This is a genomic window from Streptomyces sp. NPDC003393 (genome assembly GCF_053589015.1).
This window is the reverse complement of sequence record NZ_JBSFRB010000005.1, coordinates 90,997-108,426: the sequence shown is the minus strand read 5'-3', so window position 1 is coordinate 108,426 and position 17,430 is coordinate 90,997. Positions and strand designations below refer to the sequence as shown.

The following is a 17,430-nucleotide window of genomic DNA, read 5'->3' as shown; positions in this document are numbered from 1 at the left end:
CGACGATGGTTCCATGCCCGCCCCGACACCCGCGCCGTTCACCCCGCTCGACTTCCAGCTGGTGCTGCTGCGCCGCATGGCCGACCACAATCCGGACCTGGTGGAGGACGCCCGCCACACCCTGGGCGTGTCCATCGCCCGGATGCGCGAGGCCAACAAGCGCTGGCAGGCGATGGTCCGCTCCCCGAGAGCCCGCTCGGCCGCCGCCCGGTACCGCTCCGTGCTCGGCCCGCCCGAGTCGACGGCGGCCCGCCGGATCGGCGACCTGGACTGCGAGGCCCGGCAGTGGCCCCTCCCCCTGTGGCCCGGCCTGCGCTTCGAGGTGCTGGCCGGCCCGAGCGGCCAGGTGTGGAACGAGTGGCTGGTCCGCGCCCCGGGAGCCGAGCCGCCGGCCCTGCGCACCCTGGACGACCTCACCCCCTGGTCCTGCACGGTCGACGAGGCCGCCCGCGCCTTCGCCCCGGCCCGCCCCCTGGAGGGCACGGCGCCCACCCGGTGGGGGCTGGCGTTCACCGCCCCCGACGCGCGGGGCGTACGGCGTGAGGTGGTCGCGGAGTTCACCTGGGGTCTGCTCCAGCGGACCCGGGTCGACGGGTGAGGGACGGCGGGTCAGCGGGCGGCTGCCGCCTCCCGGATCGCGTCCACCACCGCCGGCAGCGACGCCGGGTGCAGCCACAGGAACAGGTTCGGCTCGATCAGTTCCAGCTCCATGACACAGGGTTCGCCGTCCTCCCCGTCGACCAGGTCCACGCGGGCGTACAGCAGCTCGGGAGCGCCCGGTACGGCGGCCAGGGCACGCTCGGCGACGGCGAGTTCGGCGGGCGTCGGCGTCCAGGGCTCCAGGTCCGGGTGGGCCACCTTGTCGGCGTCGTAGGCGGTGCCGGGCGCCAGTACGGCCCGCTTGCGGCTGGCGTGCAGCAGCCGGCCGCCGAAGAACTGCAACGCCCGCTCTCCGCTGACGTCGATGCGGGTGAGGTAGGGCTGCACCATCGCGGTCAGCCCCTCCGCGTGCATCCGTGCCACCTGGGCGAGAGCCGTCTCCCGCTCCCCGGGCGTGTACCGGGCGGCGAACCGGGCGCCGGCCCCGAAGGCCGGCTTGACGACGAAGTCGCGGTCGCCGGGAAGGTCGCCGGGAACGAGGGTCCGCCGCGGAACCGGGCCGGAGGTCTGCTCGGGGGCGAGGTAGCTGGTCGGGACGACCGGCACACCCGCGGCGGCGAGGTCCCGGAGGTAGCGCTTGTCGGCGTTCCAGCGCACGACGTCGACGGGATTGGCGATCCGGGTCGCCTGCCCGCACTTCTCCGCCCACGCGGTGAACTCGGCGGCCCGCCAGCTGTAGTCCCACGTCGACCGTATGACCACGAGGTCGAACGCCGCCCAGTCGACGGTCTCGTCGTCCCAGTGCACGGTCTCGGCCGCGGCCCCGGCCTCCCGCAGGGCCCCCACCAGCACGGGCAGATCGCGGTCCTTGCTCGGCCCGGTCCGGGGGTCGTAGGTGGCGAGTGCGACACGGGGCACGGCGGGCTCCTCTTCCTGACACGGTCCGAAGTACGGCGCCCGCACGCTAACAACCGCCCCGGCAGACCGCCGCACCCGCCTCGGCCGACACCCCCGCACGGCGGCGGGACGTGACCGGCTCCACGCCCCGGCGGCGACGAACCGCGCCCGCCATGGGGTAGGACGTAGATGTCCTCCATCGGCCAGCACCACAGTGACTAGGAGTCCGCCGCGTGTCCTCCCTCTTCCCGGCCCTGACGGGCGATCCCGGGGCGCGAGCCGCCCTGCGGTTCGGTGATCGGTCGTTGACGTATGCGGAGCTCGCGACGGCGGCCGGGGCCGTCGCCGAGCGGGTGCGGGGGCGGGAGAGGGTCGCCGTGTGGGCGACGCCGACGCCGGAGACGGCCGTGGGTGTGGTCGGCGTGCTGCTGGCCGGGGCCGCCGCCGTCCCGCTGAACCCGAAGTCCGGGGAGAAGGAACTCGGTCACATCCTCGGTGACAGCGCGCCGTCGGCGGTGCTGGCGGGGGCCGGCGACACGCTTCCCCACGCGTCGGCGGGCCTGGAGCGCATCGACGTGGAGGTGGGCCGAGGGGGACCCACTCCCGAGAACCTCTCCGAGGACCGCTACGGGGACGGCGACCCCGCCCTGGTCGTCTACACCTCCGGCACCACCGGGCCGCCCAAGGGTGCCGTCATCCCGCGCCGGGCCGTCGCCACCACCCTGGACGCCCTCGCCGACGCCTGGCAGTGGACGGGCGAGGACGTGCTCGTGCACGGGCTGCCGCTGTTCCATGTGCACGGGCTGGTGCTGGGCGTCCTCGGCCCGCTGCGGCGCGGCGGATCCGTACGGCATCTGGGGCGGTTCACCACCGAGGGCGTGGCGCGGGAGCTGAACGCCGGGGCGACCATGCTGTTCGGCGTGCCCACCATGTACCACCGGATCGCGGAGGCGCTGCCCGGGGACCCCGAGCTCGCCAAGGCGCTCGCCGCGGCGCGGCTGCTGGTCTCCGGCTCCGCCGCCCTGCCCGTCCACGACCACGAGCGGATCGCGGCCGCCACCGGGCGGCGGGTGATCGAGCGGTACGGCATGACCGAGACCCTGATGAACACCAGTGTCCGGGCCGACGGCGAGGCGCGGGCCGGCACGGTCGGGCTTCCGCTGCCGGGCGTGGAGCTGCGGCTGGTGGAGGAGGACGGCAGGGCGATCACGGCGTACGACGGTGAGACGGTCGGCGAGATCCAGGTGCGCGGGCCGAACCTGTTCACCGAGTACCTGAACCGGCCGGACGCGACGGCCGCCGCCTTCACCGCCGACGGGTTCTTCCGCACCGGGGACATGGCGGTGCGCGACCCCGACGGCTACGTCCGCATCGTCGGGCGCAAGGCCACCGACCTGATCAAGAGCGGCGGTTACAAGATCGGCGCGGGTGAGATCGAGAACGCCCTCCTCGAACATCCCGCGGTCCGCGAGGCCGCCGTCACCGGGGAGCCCGACGCCGATCTCGGTGAGCGGATCGTCGCCTGGATCGTCCCGGCCGATCCGCAGTCCCCGCCGGGGCTGGAGGAACTGGCCGGCCATGTCGCCCGGCGGCTGGCCCCGCACAAGCGCCCGCGGGTCCTCCATCTCCTCGACGCGCTCCCCCGCAACGACATGGGCAAGATCATGAAGCGGGCGCTGACGCATGGCTGAACGTCTCTCGGCCCGGCAGGCCATCGCCCTCGTCAGCGACGACTTCGCCGAACTCCCTCGTCCCGCGGAGGAGTCGAAGCCCGACGGGCCGCTCGGCTGGGAGGGCTACGACGTCTCGCGGGCCCGGGCCGCCGAGCGTACCGGCGAGCAGGAGTCCGTGGTCTGCGGCACCGCGCACGTCGAGGGCACCCGGGCCGTGCTGATCGCCTTCGAGTTCGGCTTCCTCGGCGGCTCGCTGGGCCGGCGTACCGGCGACCGTCTGGAGGCGGCGTACGCCCACGCCCGCGAGCACCGCCTTCCGGTCGTACCGCTGGTCGCCACCGGGGGCAGCCGCATGCAGGAAGGCATGCTCGCCCTGACCCAGTTGCAGCGGGTGGCCCGGCAGTCCGCGCTCATCCGGGCGGCCGGGCTGCCGCAGATCGCGGTGGTGCGCGACCCGACGACGGGCGGCGGCTGGGCCACCCTGGGCGCGGGCGCGGACGTGATCCTCGCCCTGTCCGGCGCCCAGGTCGGCTTCGCCGGCTCCCGGGTGCGCCCGGCGGACGCCGACCCCGCGGCCTACCGGGCCGAGGCGCAGCTCGCGGCCGGCGCGGTGGACGCCGTGGTGCGACCGGAGGAACTGCGGGCGACGCTGGGGCTGTGGCTGCGGCTGCTCTCGCACCCGTCGGCGACCGCCGTCGCCCCGCCCGAGGCCCTGCCCACGACAAGGCCCGCGCCCGGATCCCCCGGCGGGTCTCCCGGATCCTGCACCGAGTCCGCCACCGAGTTCGCGACCGGTCTTCCCCGCGCCGGCCTTCCCGCCACCGGCTGGGACGCCGTCCGGCGGGCCCGCTCCCCCGAACGCCCGCGCGCCGAGCGCTACCTGGACTCCTGCCTCACCCGGCGGGCGGCCCTGCGCGGCGACCGCTGCGGCGGCACGGACGACGGGATGCTGTGCGGGTTCGGCGAACTCGACGGCCGTACCGTCGCGTTCGCCGCGCAGACCGGCACCGCCACCCGCCCCGCCGGATACCGGACCGCCACGCGGCTGATCCGGCTCGCGGACCGGCTCGGGATCCCGGTGCTGACCCTGGTGGACACCCCGGGGGCCGCGAACGACGCCGAGGCGGAGCGCCAGGGTGTCGGCGCCGCGATCGCCGAGCTGTTCGGCGTGGTGGCGGCCGCCCGGACGCCGATCACCACCCTGGTGATCGGCGAGGGCGGTTCGGGCGGGGCCCTGGCCCTGGCCGCGCCGGACAACACCTGGGCCACGCCCGACAGCTACTTCTCGGTGATCGCTCCCGAGCTGGCCGCCGCGATACTCAAACGCCCCCCGGACCAGGCACCGACCACGGCCGAACAGTTGCGGATCCGGCCGCAGGACCTGCTGGAGCTCGGAGTGGTCCGGGGGGTGGTGCCGGTCGCCGGCGCTCAGGACGCGACGTGAGGCTCGTCCGGGCCCAGGGTCTTTCGTCTGGATCGGGCCAGACTCCGCGAGCCCGGCCTGATCCGTGTGAGTGCCGTGAAGTGCAGCGACTGCTGATGCGTCAGCTGGTGCGAAGAGTGTCAGGGGGCTTGAGTCACAAGGGAGGTGGCGGATGAGCGCCGTGGCAGGTTCCCGCCACGGGCAAGGCACCCGACTTCATGCTTGTCCGGCGCTTATCCGGCCGATGACCGTGAAACGCGCGTATCCAGCGGCACCCGCCCGGCCCCCTTGAACAGGCGCCCGCTCCCCCGTCGCCCGCACGATGCCTATGTGGCCGCAGCCCGGCGGCCGCCACGGCCCGCGCTCTCGGGAGGATCTGCCATGACCGCGACCGCCAGTCTGGAGCAGTTGCGCCGCTGTCACTTCGCCGTCGACCTGGGAGCCGCCCGGACCCGTGTGTACGTCAAGGGCGCCGGACTCGTCGTCGACCAGCCCTCGGTGGCCGCCGTGAACATCCGCAACGGCGCGCTGATCGCGGTCGGCGAGTTCGCGGAGCGGATGACCGGCCGCACCCCCGACTACATCCGCGTCGTCCGCCCGGTCTCCGGCGGCACGGTCGTCGACATCGAGATGGCGCAGCGCATGCTGCGGCATCTGCTCGGCGACCGGATGCGCCGCTCGCTGCGCCGCAGGCCCCGGCTGCGGGCCGCGGCCTGCACCCCGCACGACGCCGACCCGCTGGCCCAGCGGGCCACGATCGAGACCCTGGTGGGGCTCGGCGCCCGCCGTGTGGAACTGGTCGACACGCTGATCGCCGCGGCCGTCGGCTGCGGACTGCCCGTGGAGCGGCCCGAGGCCACCATGATCCTGGTGTGCGGGGCCGCGGCGACCCAGGTGGCCGTGCTCTCCCTGGGCTCGATCGTCACCGCACAGCGCATGCCCGTCGGCGGCGAGGCCGTCGACCGCGCGATCGTGCAGCACCTGCGCCACGAGCACGCGTTGATGCTGCCCAGCCAGTCCGTCCGGCCCCTCCAGGTCGCCCTGCACGACAACGGGCTCACCGCGCACGGTCCGGTGTCCACGGAGATCCACGGCCGGGACGTGGCGACCGGCCTCGCCCGCTCCGTCGTGGTCGACACCGCCGCCGTACGGGAGGCCATCCAGACCCCGCTGACCACCGTCCTGGACGGCATCTACAAGGTGCTGAGGGAGTGCCCGCCGGACCTGGTGGCCGACCTCGCCGACCGCGGGATCATGATGGTCGGCGGCTCCGCCCTGCTCCCCGGCCTGGACCAGATGCTCCGCGAGGCCACCGGCATGCCGGTCAACATCGCCGAACGCCCCGACGTGTGCGCGGTCCAGGGCCTCGGCGACATGCTGGAGGGCAAGGTGGAACCCCTGGTCCTCGACCCGCTGGGGGCATGACCGGAGGAGGGCGGGGACACCGGCGCGGACGACGCCCGGGGGTCCGATACATGGGGGCCGGCGCGGACGACTCCGGGGCGGTCCAGTACATAGAGGCCGTTCCGGATCCGCCACGCTGTCGGTGGTCGCCCCGGCCGACGCGGCCGTCCCAAGCCCGGGACGACGCTCGCCGCCGCCCTGCGGAGGAGCGACCCCACGACCCGGCGCCACCAGGGCGGACACGCGCGCCCGGCACCCGGCGTTCGCGCCCGCGCGGCCGCCGGACCGCCGCGTCACCGCACGGGTGTCACCGGCGCTCGGGGGTACCCGATGGCCGAGTGACCAGCCCTTTCCGCAGGAGCCCCACCATGAGAGAGCGCACCCCCTCCCAGGCCGAAGGCGAGCGCGACGACAACGAGGCCATGCGCATCGCCGAGCTGCCCGACACGCCGTACCCGACACCCTCGCAGGCCGAGGGCGACCGCGACGACCTGCCCGAGACGGCCGACGCGGCCGACGCTTGATCGCGTTGCCGGCCGCTCCAGCGCGGGTGGACGTGAAGCCAACATTGGCATGCCCCCGACAATCAATCATATGCATCGACGCCCAGCAGCGACTCCCGCGTAGCCGCCCTCACCGAGCGCGGCTACGCCGCCCACGAGGCGGCCTGCCGCCCCCCGGCCCCCCAAGACACGCCCCCTGGAAGGCGACTGCCGGGACGGTTCCGGGACCGCCGAGATCAGCCGTGCGGGAAGCTCTCCGGCCGCGTCCGCGGCCGTTGCCGCGCCGCCGCTCGCCGCGTGCGGGACGACCGAGAAAACGGGCGGGAACGCACGGACGAGCGGGAGAACCTCGGGCGTCAAGGGGGAACGAGGCGACGTCGAGCGAGCCCCGAGCCCGAGGCCGACGTAAGGCTCCTGTCCTGTGCAAAGGACTGAGACCGTCACCCGAACGGCCAACCACTGCATGCCGCCCACATGGGTGAACGTCAAGGTGAAAAGCGCTCCGAACGAGGCAATCCGCGAAAGGGGAACCACCTACGTATTCGACGAGTTCTCGCCGCCGCCATCGCCACGACAGCCCTCGCCGGACTCAGCCTCACGGGCGCCGTCACCGCCACCGCCACCTCCTACCCGGCGGGTCAGGGCGCTGCCCCCACCGTGGGTGAGTGCGAGCAGGGCGGCGGAACGGTCCATTGGGCCACCTGGACCTGCGTGGGCGGCAAGTACGCCGGGCAGAAGATCGACTGAACCCCATCAGGAGGCGCCCCGCAGCCGCGCGCTGCGGGGCCGTCCCGCGCGAGCGTGGCCGGGAGAGCCGTACCGCGCGCCGACGATCCGGCGGACGGAGCGGTGGACACCGCCGAGGGCGGTGCCAACCCCGCGGGCCCGCCGGGGGCGAGTGCGCGGGCGAGGCGATGAGAGGATCTTGATCCGGTCGGGGGACCCCTCGGTGTGGCGAGGGGTCCCGGCTGCCCGCAGGTGAGAACGTGTCTGCTGCGAGGCGCCTCGGTGGGGCGGGTGGGACTCGAACCCACGGCCGACGGATTATGAGTCCGCTGCTCTAACCGGCTGAGCTACCGCCCCGTGCGGCGTGTCGCGCACACTTGTACGCGCCGTCTGCCGCAGCATAGCCGCTCATACGATCTCCTGCTTCGCCATGGTCGGCTTACCGCGGCCCTTCGTGACCTCGACGGTCTTCACGACCTTGAGGACTCCGCCGGGGCCACGACGGTTCCCCCGGAGCGGGACGGATCTGCGAGAAGCCGGATGGGCGGCCGGTAGACCCAGGCAAGGCCCGTGCCCAGAGGGCGGGCAGGAACGCGGACATGAAAAAGGACCCCGGAGGGTCCTCGTTCAGCATGCTCCCCCGACTGGACTCGAACCAGTAACCTGCCGGTTAACAGCCGGCTGCTCTGCCAATTGAGCTACGGAGGACCGAGCTCCCCCGACTGGACTCGAACCAGTAACCTGCCGGTTAACAGCCGGCTGCTCTGCCAATTGAGCTACGGAGGAATGCCTCGTTGCATCGAACGTGCCTACCTGGGTATTCGCCAGGGGGCGCGCGCTCGCTGCGACACATACATTAGCGCAAGCAGGGGGGTGCTCCGCCAATCGGTTCCCTCCGGCAACGACGTCGAGGCTAGGTCGAGGCAAGAAAGGGTGGCCGCCATGCGCTACCGGCTCGTGTTCATCGCAGGACTGGCTGTCGGTTACGTACTGGGCACGAGGGCGGGACGTGAGCGCTACGAGCAGCTGCGGAAGTCCGCGCGGCAGGTCGCGCAGAACCCGGCGGTGCGCAACACCGCCGAGAGCGCGGCGCAGCAGGGACGCCAGTACGCGGGCCGCGCTTATCACGCGGTGAGCGGGAGGGTCGGCGAGCGGATGCCCGACTCGGTCGCCCGGCGTGTGCGCTCCCTGCGCGAGCGGGGCGCGGGCCGCGCGGACGACTGGGGCACCAGCGACACGTAGCGATCCCGTGCCCACGGCCCGAGCAGGCGCTCCGGTGCGGCAGAATTTCGGTCATGGGGATAGTCGCCGGGTTGGACAGTTCACCCGATTTCACTCGCATCGTGGTCTGCGACACGGACACCGGGGCCGTGCTCAGGCAGGGCTACGCGCCGCATCCGGTGGAGAGCCCCGAGGGCGGAGGCCGCCCTGCTGACGTCGATCCGCAGGCGTGGCTGCTCTCGCTCGGGGAGGCCGCGGGCGGCGGACTGCTGGAGGGCGTGCAGGCCATCGGCGTGTCGGCCCAGCAGAACGCGCTGATCCCGCTGGACGGGCAGGGCGCCACCGTGCGGCCCGCACTGGTCGGCGGCGACCGCCGGGCCCAGGTCGCCGCGGCCGATCTGATCGACGCGCTCGGCGGGCGGGAGGCCTGGGCGCAGGCGGTGGGGTGCGTTCCGCAGGCCGCGCAGCCCGTGACCAAGCTGCGCTGGCTCGCCAAGAACGAACCCGATGCCGCCCGGCGTGTCGCCCTGTTGCTCCAGGCGCACGACTGGCTGGTGTGGCAGCTCCTCGGCCGGCCGATACGGCGGACCACCGACCGCGGCGGCGCCTCCGGCACCGGCTACTGGTCGGCGGCCGGCGGCGCCTACCGGCCGGACCTGGTGGAGCTGGCCCTCGGTCACCAGGCGGCCCTGCCGGAGGTGATCGGCCCGGCCGAGGCGGCGGGCACGACCCCCGAGGGGCTGCTGATCTCCGCCGGCACCGGGGAGACGATGGCCGCGGCCTTCGGGCTCGGCCTGAGCGTGGGTGACGCGGTGGTGTCGCTGGGCGCCTCGGGCTCGGTGATGACGGTTCACCCCGAGGCGCTGGTGGACCAGACCGGGATGATCACCTCGCTCGCCGACGCCACGGGGATGCACCTGCCCGTCGTCACCACCCTGAACGCGGTGCGGGCGCTGCGCGGCACGGCCGAACTGCTGGGGCTGTCCGACCTCGAGAGCCTGTCCGACCTGGCGATGAAGTCGACGCCGGGCGCGCACGGGCTGGTCCTGCTGCCGTATCTGGAGGGCGAGCGGACCCCGAACCTGCCGCACACGGCGGGGACGCTGGCGGGTCTTCGACGCGAGTCGATGAAGCCGGAGCATCTGGCGCGGGCCGCGTTCGAGGGCATGCTGTGCGGGCTGGCGGACGCGCTGGACGTACTGCGCGGGCGGGGTGTGGAGGTGCGGCGCGTCTTCCTGCTCGGGCAGGCCGCCGAGCTGCCCGCCGTACAGGCGGTGGCCCCCGCGCTGTTCGGGGCACAGGTCGTGGTCCCGCAGCCCGCGGACTACGCCGCGATCGGCGCGGCCCGGCAGGCCGCGTGGGCGCTCGGCGTGTCCCAGGGCACTCTCGACCCGCGCACCCCGCCGCCGTGGCAGGGCGCGGTCGCCCAGGTCCTGGAGCCGGGCGAGGACCTGGCGGTGGGCCAGGCCGTGCGCCAGCAGTACGTGTCGGTGCGCGAACAGGCCCATCCGGGGGCGTTTCGCCCGTAATGCCGTGTGAATTCCCTTACGCCACCCGGACGGAGTAGGTCCACCGGCTGACGGCGCGTCGGTCGGTGGGCCGCTATCGGCTTAATCAGTTGAGGTAACGCGGGTGGAGTGTTCGACGATAGGGGCCAGGGGACAACGACCGACCCCGACCGCCGACTCCGAGAGACCCAGCGTGCTCATAAGACTTCTGCGGACCTATCTCAGGCCCTACAAGAAACCTCTGGCCGTACTGGTGCTGCTGCAGTTCCTGCAGACCTGCGCCACCCTCTACCTGCCCACCCTGAACGCCCACATCATCGACAACGGTGTCGTGAAGGGGGACACGCACTACATTCTCACGTTCGGTGCCGTGATGATCGGCATCTCGCTGGTGCAGGTCGTGTGCAACATCGGCGCCGTGTACTACGGCGCCCGGACCGCGTCCGCGCTCGGCCGGGACGTGCGCGCGTCCGTCTTCGACCGGGTGCAGGCGTTCTCGGCGCGTGAGGTGGGCCACTTCGGCGCGCCCTCGCTCATCACACGTACCACCAACGACGTCCAGCAGGTGCAGACGCTGGCCCTGATGACGTTCACCCTGATGGTGTCGGCGCCCATCATGTGCGTGGGCGGTGTGGTGCTGGCCCTCGGGCTCGACGTGCCGCTGTCGGGCGTCCTGGTCGCCGTCGTACCGGTGCTGGGCATCTGCGTGACCCTGATCGTGCGCCGGCTGCGCCCGCTGTTCCGGTCCATGCAGACCCGCCTGGACACGGTGAACCGGGTGCTGCGCGAGCAGATCAGCGGCAACCGGGTGATCCGCGCCTTCGTCCGCGACGACTACGAGAAGGAGCGTTTCGGCAACGCCAACTCCGATCTGACGGACATGGCGCTGGCCACCGGCCGGCTGCTGGCGCTGATGTTCCCGATGGTGATGACGGTGGTGAACGTGTCGTCCATCGCCGTGGTGTGGTTCGGCGCACACCGCATCGACAGCGGCGGCATGCAGATCGGTGACCTGACCGCGTTCCTGGCCTATCTGATGCAGATCGTGATGTCCGTGATGATGGCCACCTTCATGTTCATGATGGTGCCGCGCGCCGAGGTGTGCGCCGAGCGCATCCAGGAGGTGCTGGGCACCGAGTCGAGCGTCGTGGCGCCGCTCGCGCCGGTGCGGGAGCTGCGCCGCCATGGGCATCTGGAGATCCGTCAGGCCGGCTTCCGCTACCCGGGCGCCGAGGAGCCCGTGCTGAAGGCCGTGGACCTGGTGGCCCGCCCCGGCGAGGTGACCGCCGTGATCGGCTCCACCGGCAGCGGCAAGTCCACCCTGCTGGGCCTGGTCCCGCGCCTGTTCGACGCCACCGACGGCGAGGTCCTCGTCGACGGCGCGGACGTACGGACCCTGGACGCCGAGCTGCTGGCGAGGACGGTGGGCATGGTCCCGCAGAAGCCGTACCTGTTCGCCGGCACGGTCGCCACCAATCTGCGCTACGGCAACCCGGACGCCACCGACGAGGAGCTGTGGCACGCGCTGGAGGTGGCGCAGGCCAAGGACTTCGTCACGAAGCTGGAGGGCGGCCTGAACGCCCCGATCGCGCAGGGCGGCACCAACGTCTCGGGCGGTCAGCGCCAGCGCCTGGCCATCGCCCGCACGCTCGTGCAGCGGCCCGAGATCTACCTGTTCGACGACTCCTTCTCCGCCCTCGACTACGCCACCGACGCGGCCCTGCGGGCGGCGCTGGCGCAGGAGACGGCCGAGGCGACCGTCGTCATCGTCGCCCAGCGGGTGGCGACCATCCGCGATGCCGACCGGATCGTCGTCCTGGACGAGGGACGCGTCGTCGGCACCGGCCGCCACCACGAACTGATGGCGGACAACGAGACCTACCGGGAGATCGTGCTCTCCCAGCTGACGGAAGCGGAGGCTGCCTGATGGCCGGGCCCATGGGTCGGATGATGGCCGGCGGCGGACCCGACAGCCGCTCGATGGACTTCAAGAACTCGGGCAAGCGGCTCGTCTCCCGGTTCAGGCCCGAACGGGCCACGATCGTCACGCTGGTGCTGTGCGTGGTCCTGAGCGTCGGGCTCAGCGTGATCGGGCCGAAGATCCTCGGCCGGGCCACCGACCTGGTGTTCGCCGGGATCATCGGGCGGCAGATGCCGTCCGGCATGACCAAGGACCAGGTCCTGCACTCCATGCGCGAGCGCGGGCAGGGCTCCATCGCCGACATGCTCAAGAGCACGGACTTCACCCCGGGCAAGGGCATCGACTTCGGCGCCGTCGGCGAGGTGCTGCTGCTGGCGCTCGGCACGTTCCTGGTCGCCGGCCTGCTGATGGCGGTGGCGACCCGGCTGGTGAACCGCGCGGTGAACCGGACCATGTTCCGCATGCGCGAGGACGTGCAGGGCAAGCTGTCCCGGCTGCCGCTGTCGTACTTCGACAAGCGCCAGCGCGGCGAGGTGCTCTCCCGCGCCACCAACGACATCGACAACATCGGGCAGACGCTCCAGCAGTCGATGGGCCAGCTCATCAACTCGGTGCTGACCATCATCGGCGTGCTGGTGATGATGTTCTACGTGTCCTGGCTGCTGGCACTGGTCGCGCTGGTCACCGTGCCGCTGTCGTTCGTCGTGGCCACCCGGGTGGGCAAGCGGTCGCAGCCGCACTTCGTGCAGCAGTGGCGCTCCACCGGCAAGCTGAACGCGCACATCGAGGAGATGTACACCGGGCACTCCCTGGTGAAGGTGTTCGGGCGGCAGGAGGAGTCGGCGCAGCAGTTCGCCGAGCAGAACGAGGCGCTGTACGAGGCGGGCTTCAAGGCGCAGTTCAACAGCGGCGTCATGCAGCCGCTGATGATGTTCGTGTCGAACCTGAACTACGTGCTGGTGGCGGTCGTCGGCGGTCTGCGGGTCGCCTCGGGCTCGCTGTCCATCGGTGACGTGCAGGCCTTCATCCAGTACTCGCGGCAGTTCTCGATGCCGCTGACCCAGGTCGCCTCGATGGCGAACCTGGTGCAGTCCGGCGTCGCGTCCGCCGAGCGGGTCTTCGAACTGCTGGACGCGGAGGAGCAGGAGGCCGATCCGGTGCCGGGCGTGCGGCCGGAGCAACTGCGCGGGCGGGTCGCGCTGGAGCACGTCTCCTTCCGCTACGACCCGGAGAAGCCGCTCATCGAGGACCTGTCGCTCGCGGTGGAGCCGGGCCACACCGTCGCGATCGTCGGCCCGACCGGCGCGGGCAAGACCACGCTGGTCAACCTGCTGATGCGGTTCTACGACGTCACCGGCGGGCGGATCACGCTCGACGGGGTGGACATCTCCCGGATGTCCCGGGACGAACTGCGCTCCGCCATCGGCATGGTGCTCCAGGACACCTGGCTGTTCGGCGGCACCATCGCGGAGAACATCGCCTACGGCGCTGGAGTCGGAGGAGGTGCGCGAAGCGCACTCGGTCAGGGCGGTGGCGGGCGACGGGAGGGCGAGGTCACGCGCGGGGAGATCGAGGAGGCGGCGCGGGCCGCGCACGCGGACCGCTTCATCCGCACCCTGCCCGACGGCTACGACACGGTCATCGACGACGAGGGCTCCGGGGTCAGCGCCGGTGAGAAGCAGCTCATCACCATAGCGCGGGCGTTCCTGTCCGACCCGGTGATCCTCGTCCTGGACGAGGCGACGAGCTCGGTCGACACCCGTACCGAGGTGCTGATCCAGAAGGCGATGGCCAAACTCCAGCACGGCAGGACGTCGTTCGTCATCGCACACCGGCTGTCGACCATCCGGGACGCGGACACGATCCTGGTCATGGAGAACGGGTCCATCGTCGAACAGGGCTCGCACACCGAGCTGGTGGACGCCGACGGCGCCTACGCGCGGCTGTACAAGGCGCAGTTCGCGCAGGCGGTGGCGGAGGTCGACTGACCGTCCGGGCCGCGCGTCGGGGGCCGCTCGCTTCGGGTCGATCCGGTCGACCCCGAGGTGAGCGGCCCTCGTCGTGCCAGGACGTCCCGGCGGCCGGTCGTCAGTCCAGGTAGCCGCGCAACTGGTCGGCGAAGGCGTGGTCGCGGAGCTTGTTGAGGGTCTTGGACTCTATCTGCCGGATCCGCTCGCGGGTCACGCCGAAGATGCGCCCTATCTCCTCCAGGGTGCGCGGTCGGCCGTCCACGAGCCCGTACCGGAGCTGGACGACCTTCCGCTCCCGCTCCCCCAGCGTCGACAGCACGGCCTCCAGGTGCTCGCGCAGCAGCAGGAACGCCGCCGATTCCACGGGGGAGGCGGCGTCGCCGTCCTCGATCAGGTCGCCGAGGGCGACGTCCTCCTCCTCGCCGACCGGGGCGTGCAGCGAGACGGGCTCCTGGGCCAGCCGCAGCACCTCACCGACCCGTTCGGGCGGCAGTTCGAGCTGGGCGGCGACCTCCTCGGCGGTCGGCTCGTAGCCGCGCTCCTGAAGCATCCGCCGCTGGACGCGCACCACCCGGTTGATGAGCTCGACGACGTGCACGGGCACGCGGATCGTGCGGGCCTGGTCGGCCAGCGCCCGGGACATGGCCTGGCGGATCCACCAGGTGGCGTAGGTGGAGAACTTGTAGCCGCGGGCGTAGTCGAACTTCTCCACGGCCCGGATCAGCCCGAGGTTCCCCTCCTGCACGAGGTCCAGCATGGTGAGCCCGCGGCCCACGTACCGCTTCGCCACGGACACCACGAGCCGCAGATTGGCCTCGATGAGCCGGCGCTTGGCCAGCCTCCCCATGACGACCAGCCGGTCCAGATCGCCGGCGAGCCGGCTGTCCAGGTCCGGGGTGTTGCTCAGCTTCTCCTCGGCGAACAGCCCGGCCTCGACGCGCCGGGCCAGCTCCACCTCCTCGGCGGCGGTGAGCAGCGGGATCCGCCCGATCTCCCGCAGGTACTGCCGGAACAGGTCGGAGGACGGGCCGCCGGTCTCGGGGCGGGCGGGGGCGGCCGGCTCGACGGGTTCGGGCGGGTCGGTCTCCAGCGCGCCGGCCTGGGGTTCCTCCGGCTCGGACGGCGCGGGCTCCGCCTCGGGATGGTGCGCGATCCGGTCCTGCGGGGGCACGGCCGCCGAGAGGACGAGGTCGGTGGCGGCACCGGCGGGGACGTCGGTCTGGGTGAGGGTCTGGGTCTGCACGGGGGCGACCTCCAGGATGATCGCTGCTGAGCTGTGCGGCAGCGGTACTCGGGGGGCGGAGTCGGCGGCCACGCCGCTGTCCGTCCCGTACGCGATGAGCGGAACCGCGGGGTTGTAGGACCCGTGAGGGACGGATCGGCCGCGCTCCGAGGACTCAGGCACCGGACCCAGTGTGGGGTACGACACATCGCCGCCACGAGGGGCGTGCGGTGACTTTTTGCGTCCGGTCCGTGACCGGTCGGTTACCCAGGCCGTCAGGCGGCCGGACCGGGCCGCGGGGGGGGGGGCGGAGCCGCCGGCCTCCGTCATCCTGGCGCGGGACGCGATCACCGGCCACTGAGGACTCGGGGCGCCGTCCCCGGCGCGACTCACAGCGCCGCCGCGCCCCGCTCCCGCAGCGCCTGGTCGTACTGCTGGAGGATCCACAGCTCGTTCTGCACCGCGGCCAGCTGGGCCGGGTCGCCGCCGTTGCCGAGGCGGGCGACCGTGCTCTGCAGGTCGCGGATGCGGCGTTCGACCGCGCGGCGGCGGACGGTGACCAGCTGGGCGCCGGCGTAGGCGTCGTCGACCTCCCGGCGGAGCAGGATCGCCTCGACCGCGAGTTCCGTGACCATCGCGCGGACCGTGTCGTCGGGGGCGGCGTCGCGGACGCGGACCAGGTATCCCTGCGGATCCGCGACGCCGTACTCCGCGCCGCCCGCCTCCAGGATGGTCTGCCGTACGGCCGCGTACGGCGGGGCGGTGAACTCGTCCACCCCGTAGGCGTCGAAAGCCGGGGACACCAGTTCGGGTCGCTGCAACGCCAGCTTCAGCAGCTCCCGTTCGGTGGCGTAGACGGGGTTGCGGAGGTTGAGCGCCGGGCCGCGGGGGGCGGCGGGGTGGGCGGGCGCGGCGGCGTACGACTGCTGCGGTCCCCGCTGCTGCCGCTCCGGCGCCGGGCCGCGGCCGCCGCGCTCCCGCGCCCAGCGGGCGAGTTGGGCCACGCGTCTGACCACGAACTGCGTGTCCAGGATGCCGAGCAGGCCGGCGAGCTGGACGGCGACCTCGTGCTGGGCGCCGCTGTTCTTGATCCGGGCGACGACCGGCGCGGCCTCGTCCAGGGCGGCGGCGCGGCCGGCCGGCGTGTTCAGGTCGTAGCGGGCCACGATCTGGCGCAGCGCGAACTCGAACAGCGGGGTGCGCGGTTCGACGAGGTCGGCCACCGCCTCGTCGCCCTTGGCCAGGCGCAGCTCGCAGGGGTCCATGCCGTCGGGCGCGATGGCGATGTAGGTCTCGGCGGCGAACTTCTGGTCGTCCTCGAAGGCGCGCAGGGCCGCCTTCTGGCCGGCCGCGTCGCCGTCGAAGGTGAAGATCACGCGGGCCGAGCCGTTGTCCATCAGCAGCCGGCGCAGGATCTTGATGTGCTCGCCGCCGAAGGCGGTGCCGCAGGTGGCGATGGCGGTCGTCACTCCGGCGAGATGGCAGGCCATGACGTCGGTGTACCCCTCGACGACGACCGCGCGGGAGGCCTTCGCGATGTCCTTCTTCGCCAGGTCGATGCCGTACAGGACCTGGGACTTCTTGTAGATCGGCGTCTCGGGCGTGTTGAGGTACTTGGGGCCGTTGTCCGCCTCGTAGAGCTTGCGGGCGCCGAAGCCGACCACCTCGCCGCCGATGTCCCGGATCGGCCACATCAGCCGGCCGCGGAAGCGGTCGATGGGGCCGCGGCGGCCCTCCTGGGCCAGCCCGGAGAGGATCAGCTCCTTGTCGGTGAAGCCCTTGCCGCGCAGGAAGCGGGTGAGGTGGTCCCAGCCCTGGGGGCTGTAGCCGACGCCGAAGTGGACGGCGGCGGCCTGGTCGAAGCCCCGTTCGGCGAGGAAGACCCGGCCGGTCTCGGCCTCGGCGGAAGCGGCGAGCTGCTCGGCGTAGAAGTCGGCGGCCAGCTTGTGGGCCTCGACCAGCCGGATGCGCTCGCCGCGCTGGTGGGCCGGGTTGTAGCCGCCCTCCTCGTAACGCAGGGTGATGCCGGCCTGGGCGGCCAGTCGCTCGACCGCCTCCGAGAAGGAGAGGTGGTCGACCTTCATCACGAACGTGATGGTGTCGCCGCCCTCCTGGCAGCCGAAGCAGTGGAAGAGTCCCTTGCTCGGGCTGACCTGGAAGGACGGCGACTTCTCGTCGTGGAAGGGGCAGAGACCCTTGAGGTTGCCTCCGCCCGCGTTGCGCAGCTGGAGGTACTCGGACACCACGGCGTCGATCGGGACCGCGTCCCGTACCGCCTTCACGTCCTCGTCGTTGATCCGTCCTGCCACGCGTGAATTCTACGGGGCCGGACCGACACTCCTGGGGCGAGCTGCCCCCGGCC

General features: G+C 72.6%; 13 protein-coding genes and 3 tRNA genes. 10 read left to right on the top strand and 6 right to left on the bottom strand.

The annotated features are described in order from the left end of the window. Positions 1–13 precede the first annotated feature (13 nt). Complete coding sequence (locus ACWDUZ_RS07185; RefSeq protein ID WP_451630795.1) at positions 14–598, top strand: hypothetical protein; 585 nt, start codon at positions 14–16, stop codon at positions 596–598. An 11-nt stretch (positions 599–609) separates the two neighbouring features. Here ACWDUZ_RS07185 and ACWDUZ_RS07180 read toward each other — a convergent pair whose 3' ends face one another. After that, complete coding sequence (locus ACWDUZ_RS07180; RefSeq protein ID WP_451630794.1) at positions 610–1,518, bottom strand: ATP-grasp domain-containing protein; 909 nt, start codon at positions 1,516–1,518, stop codon at positions 610–612. A 212-nt stretch (positions 1,519–1,730) separates the two neighbouring features. On the opposite strand from ACWDUZ_RS07180, the gene ACWDUZ_RS07175 reads away from it, so the two are divergent. The 5 genes from ACWDUZ_RS07175 to ACWDUZ_RS07155 all read left to right on the top strand — a co-directional run bounded on the left by ACWDUZ_RS07175 (position 1,731) and on the right by ACWDUZ_RS07155 (position 7,247). Then, a complete protein-coding gene (locus tag ACWDUZ_RS07175; protein ID WP_451630793.1) occupies positions 1,731–3,188 on the top strand; it encodes an acyl-CoA synthetase in 1,458 nt (485 codons plus the stop codon). Further along, on the top strand, positions 3,181–4,614 hold the full coding sequence (locus ACWDUZ_RS07170; protein WP_451630792.1) for a carboxyl transferase domain-containing protein: 1,434 nt from the start codon (positions 3,181–3,183) through the stop codon (positions 4,612–4,614). The genes ACWDUZ_RS07175 and ACWDUZ_RS07170 overlap by 8 nt, the downstream gene beginning before the upstream one ends. Before the next feature lie 360 nt (positions 4,615–4,974). Then, entirely contained in the window at positions 4,975–6,018 is a 1,044-nt protein-coding gene (locus ACWDUZ_RS07165) for a rod shape-determining protein (RefSeq protein ID WP_451630791.1), read from the top strand. 347 nt (positions 6,019–6,365) lie between these two features. After that, entirely contained in the window at positions 6,366–6,521 is a 156-nt protein-coding gene (locus ACWDUZ_RS07160; RefSeq protein WP_451630790.1) for a hypothetical protein, read from the top strand. A 453-nt stretch (positions 6,522–6,974) separates the two neighbouring features. Then, positions 6,975–7,247: a hypothetical protein gene (locus ACWDUZ_RS07155; RefSeq protein ID WP_451630789.1), complete on the top strand. Its 273-nt coding sequence runs from the start codon at positions 6,975–6,977 to the stop codon at positions 7,245–7,247. A 262-nt stretch (positions 7,248–7,509) separates the two neighbouring features. Here the strand turns inward: ACWDUZ_RS07155 and ACWDUZ_RS07150 are convergent. From ACWDUZ_RS07150 to ACWDUZ_RS07140, 3 genes are all read right to left on the bottom strand, one after another. Continuing rightward, positions 7,510–7,583: transfer RNA gene (locus tag ACWDUZ_RS07150), tRNA-Ile, on the bottom strand. Between the two features lie 278 nt (positions 7,584–7,861). Then, positions 7,862–7,934, bottom strand: a tRNA-Asn gene (locus tag ACWDUZ_RS07145). Positions 7,935–7,939: 5 nt separating this feature from the next. Further along, positions 7,940–8,012: transfer RNA gene (locus ACWDUZ_RS07140), tRNA-Asn, on the bottom strand. A 156-nt stretch (positions 8,013–8,168) separates the two neighbouring features. On the opposite strand from ACWDUZ_RS07140, the gene ACWDUZ_RS07135 reads away from it, so the two are divergent. From ACWDUZ_RS07135 to ACWDUZ_RS07120, 4 genes are all read left to right on the top strand, one after another. Beyond that, the gene (locus ACWDUZ_RS07135; protein ID WP_451630788.1) at positions 8,169–8,468 is read left to right on the top strand and encodes a YtxH domain-containing protein; all 300 of its coding nucleotides are present in this window, start codon (positions 8,169–8,171) and stop codon (positions 8,466–8,468) included. 53 nt (positions 8,469–8,521) lie between these two features. After that, the gene (locus ACWDUZ_RS07130; protein WP_451630787.1) at positions 8,522–9,976 is read left to right on the top strand and encodes an FGGY family carbohydrate kinase; all 1,455 of its coding nucleotides are present in this window, start codon (positions 8,522–8,524) and stop codon (positions 9,974–9,976) included. 172 nt (positions 9,977–10,148) lie between these two features. After that, the gene (locus tag ACWDUZ_RS07125) at positions 10,149–11,882 is read left to right on the top strand and encodes an ABC transporter ATP-binding protein (RefSeq protein WP_451630786.1); all 1,734 of its coding nucleotides are present in this window, start codon (positions 10,149–10,151) and stop codon (positions 11,880–11,882) included. Beyond that, the gene (locus ACWDUZ_RS07120; protein WP_451630785.1) at positions 11,882–13,864 is read left to right on the top strand and encodes an ABC transporter ATP-binding protein; all 1,983 of its coding nucleotides are present in this window, start codon (positions 11,882–11,884) and stop codon (positions 13,862–13,864) included. Before ACWDUZ_RS07125 ends, ACWDUZ_RS07120 begins: the two co-directional genes overlap by 1 nt. Before the next feature lie 100 nt (positions 13,865–13,964). On the opposite strand, the gene ACWDUZ_RS07115 is transcribed toward ACWDUZ_RS07120, so the two are convergent. After that, entirely contained in the window at positions 13,965–15,251 is a 1,287-nt protein-coding gene (locus tag ACWDUZ_RS07115) for an RNA polymerase sigma factor (protein WP_451630784.1), read from the bottom strand. Between the two features lie 206 nt (positions 15,252–15,457). Beyond that, positions 15,458–17,377 carry a DNA primase gene (gene dnaG / locus ACWDUZ_RS07110; protein WP_451630783.1) on the bottom strand — a complete coding sequence of 640 codons (1,920 nt, stop codon included), beginning with the start codon at positions 17,375–17,377 and terminating at the stop codon, positions 15,458–15,460. Positions 17,378–17,430: the final 53 nt, after the last annotated feature.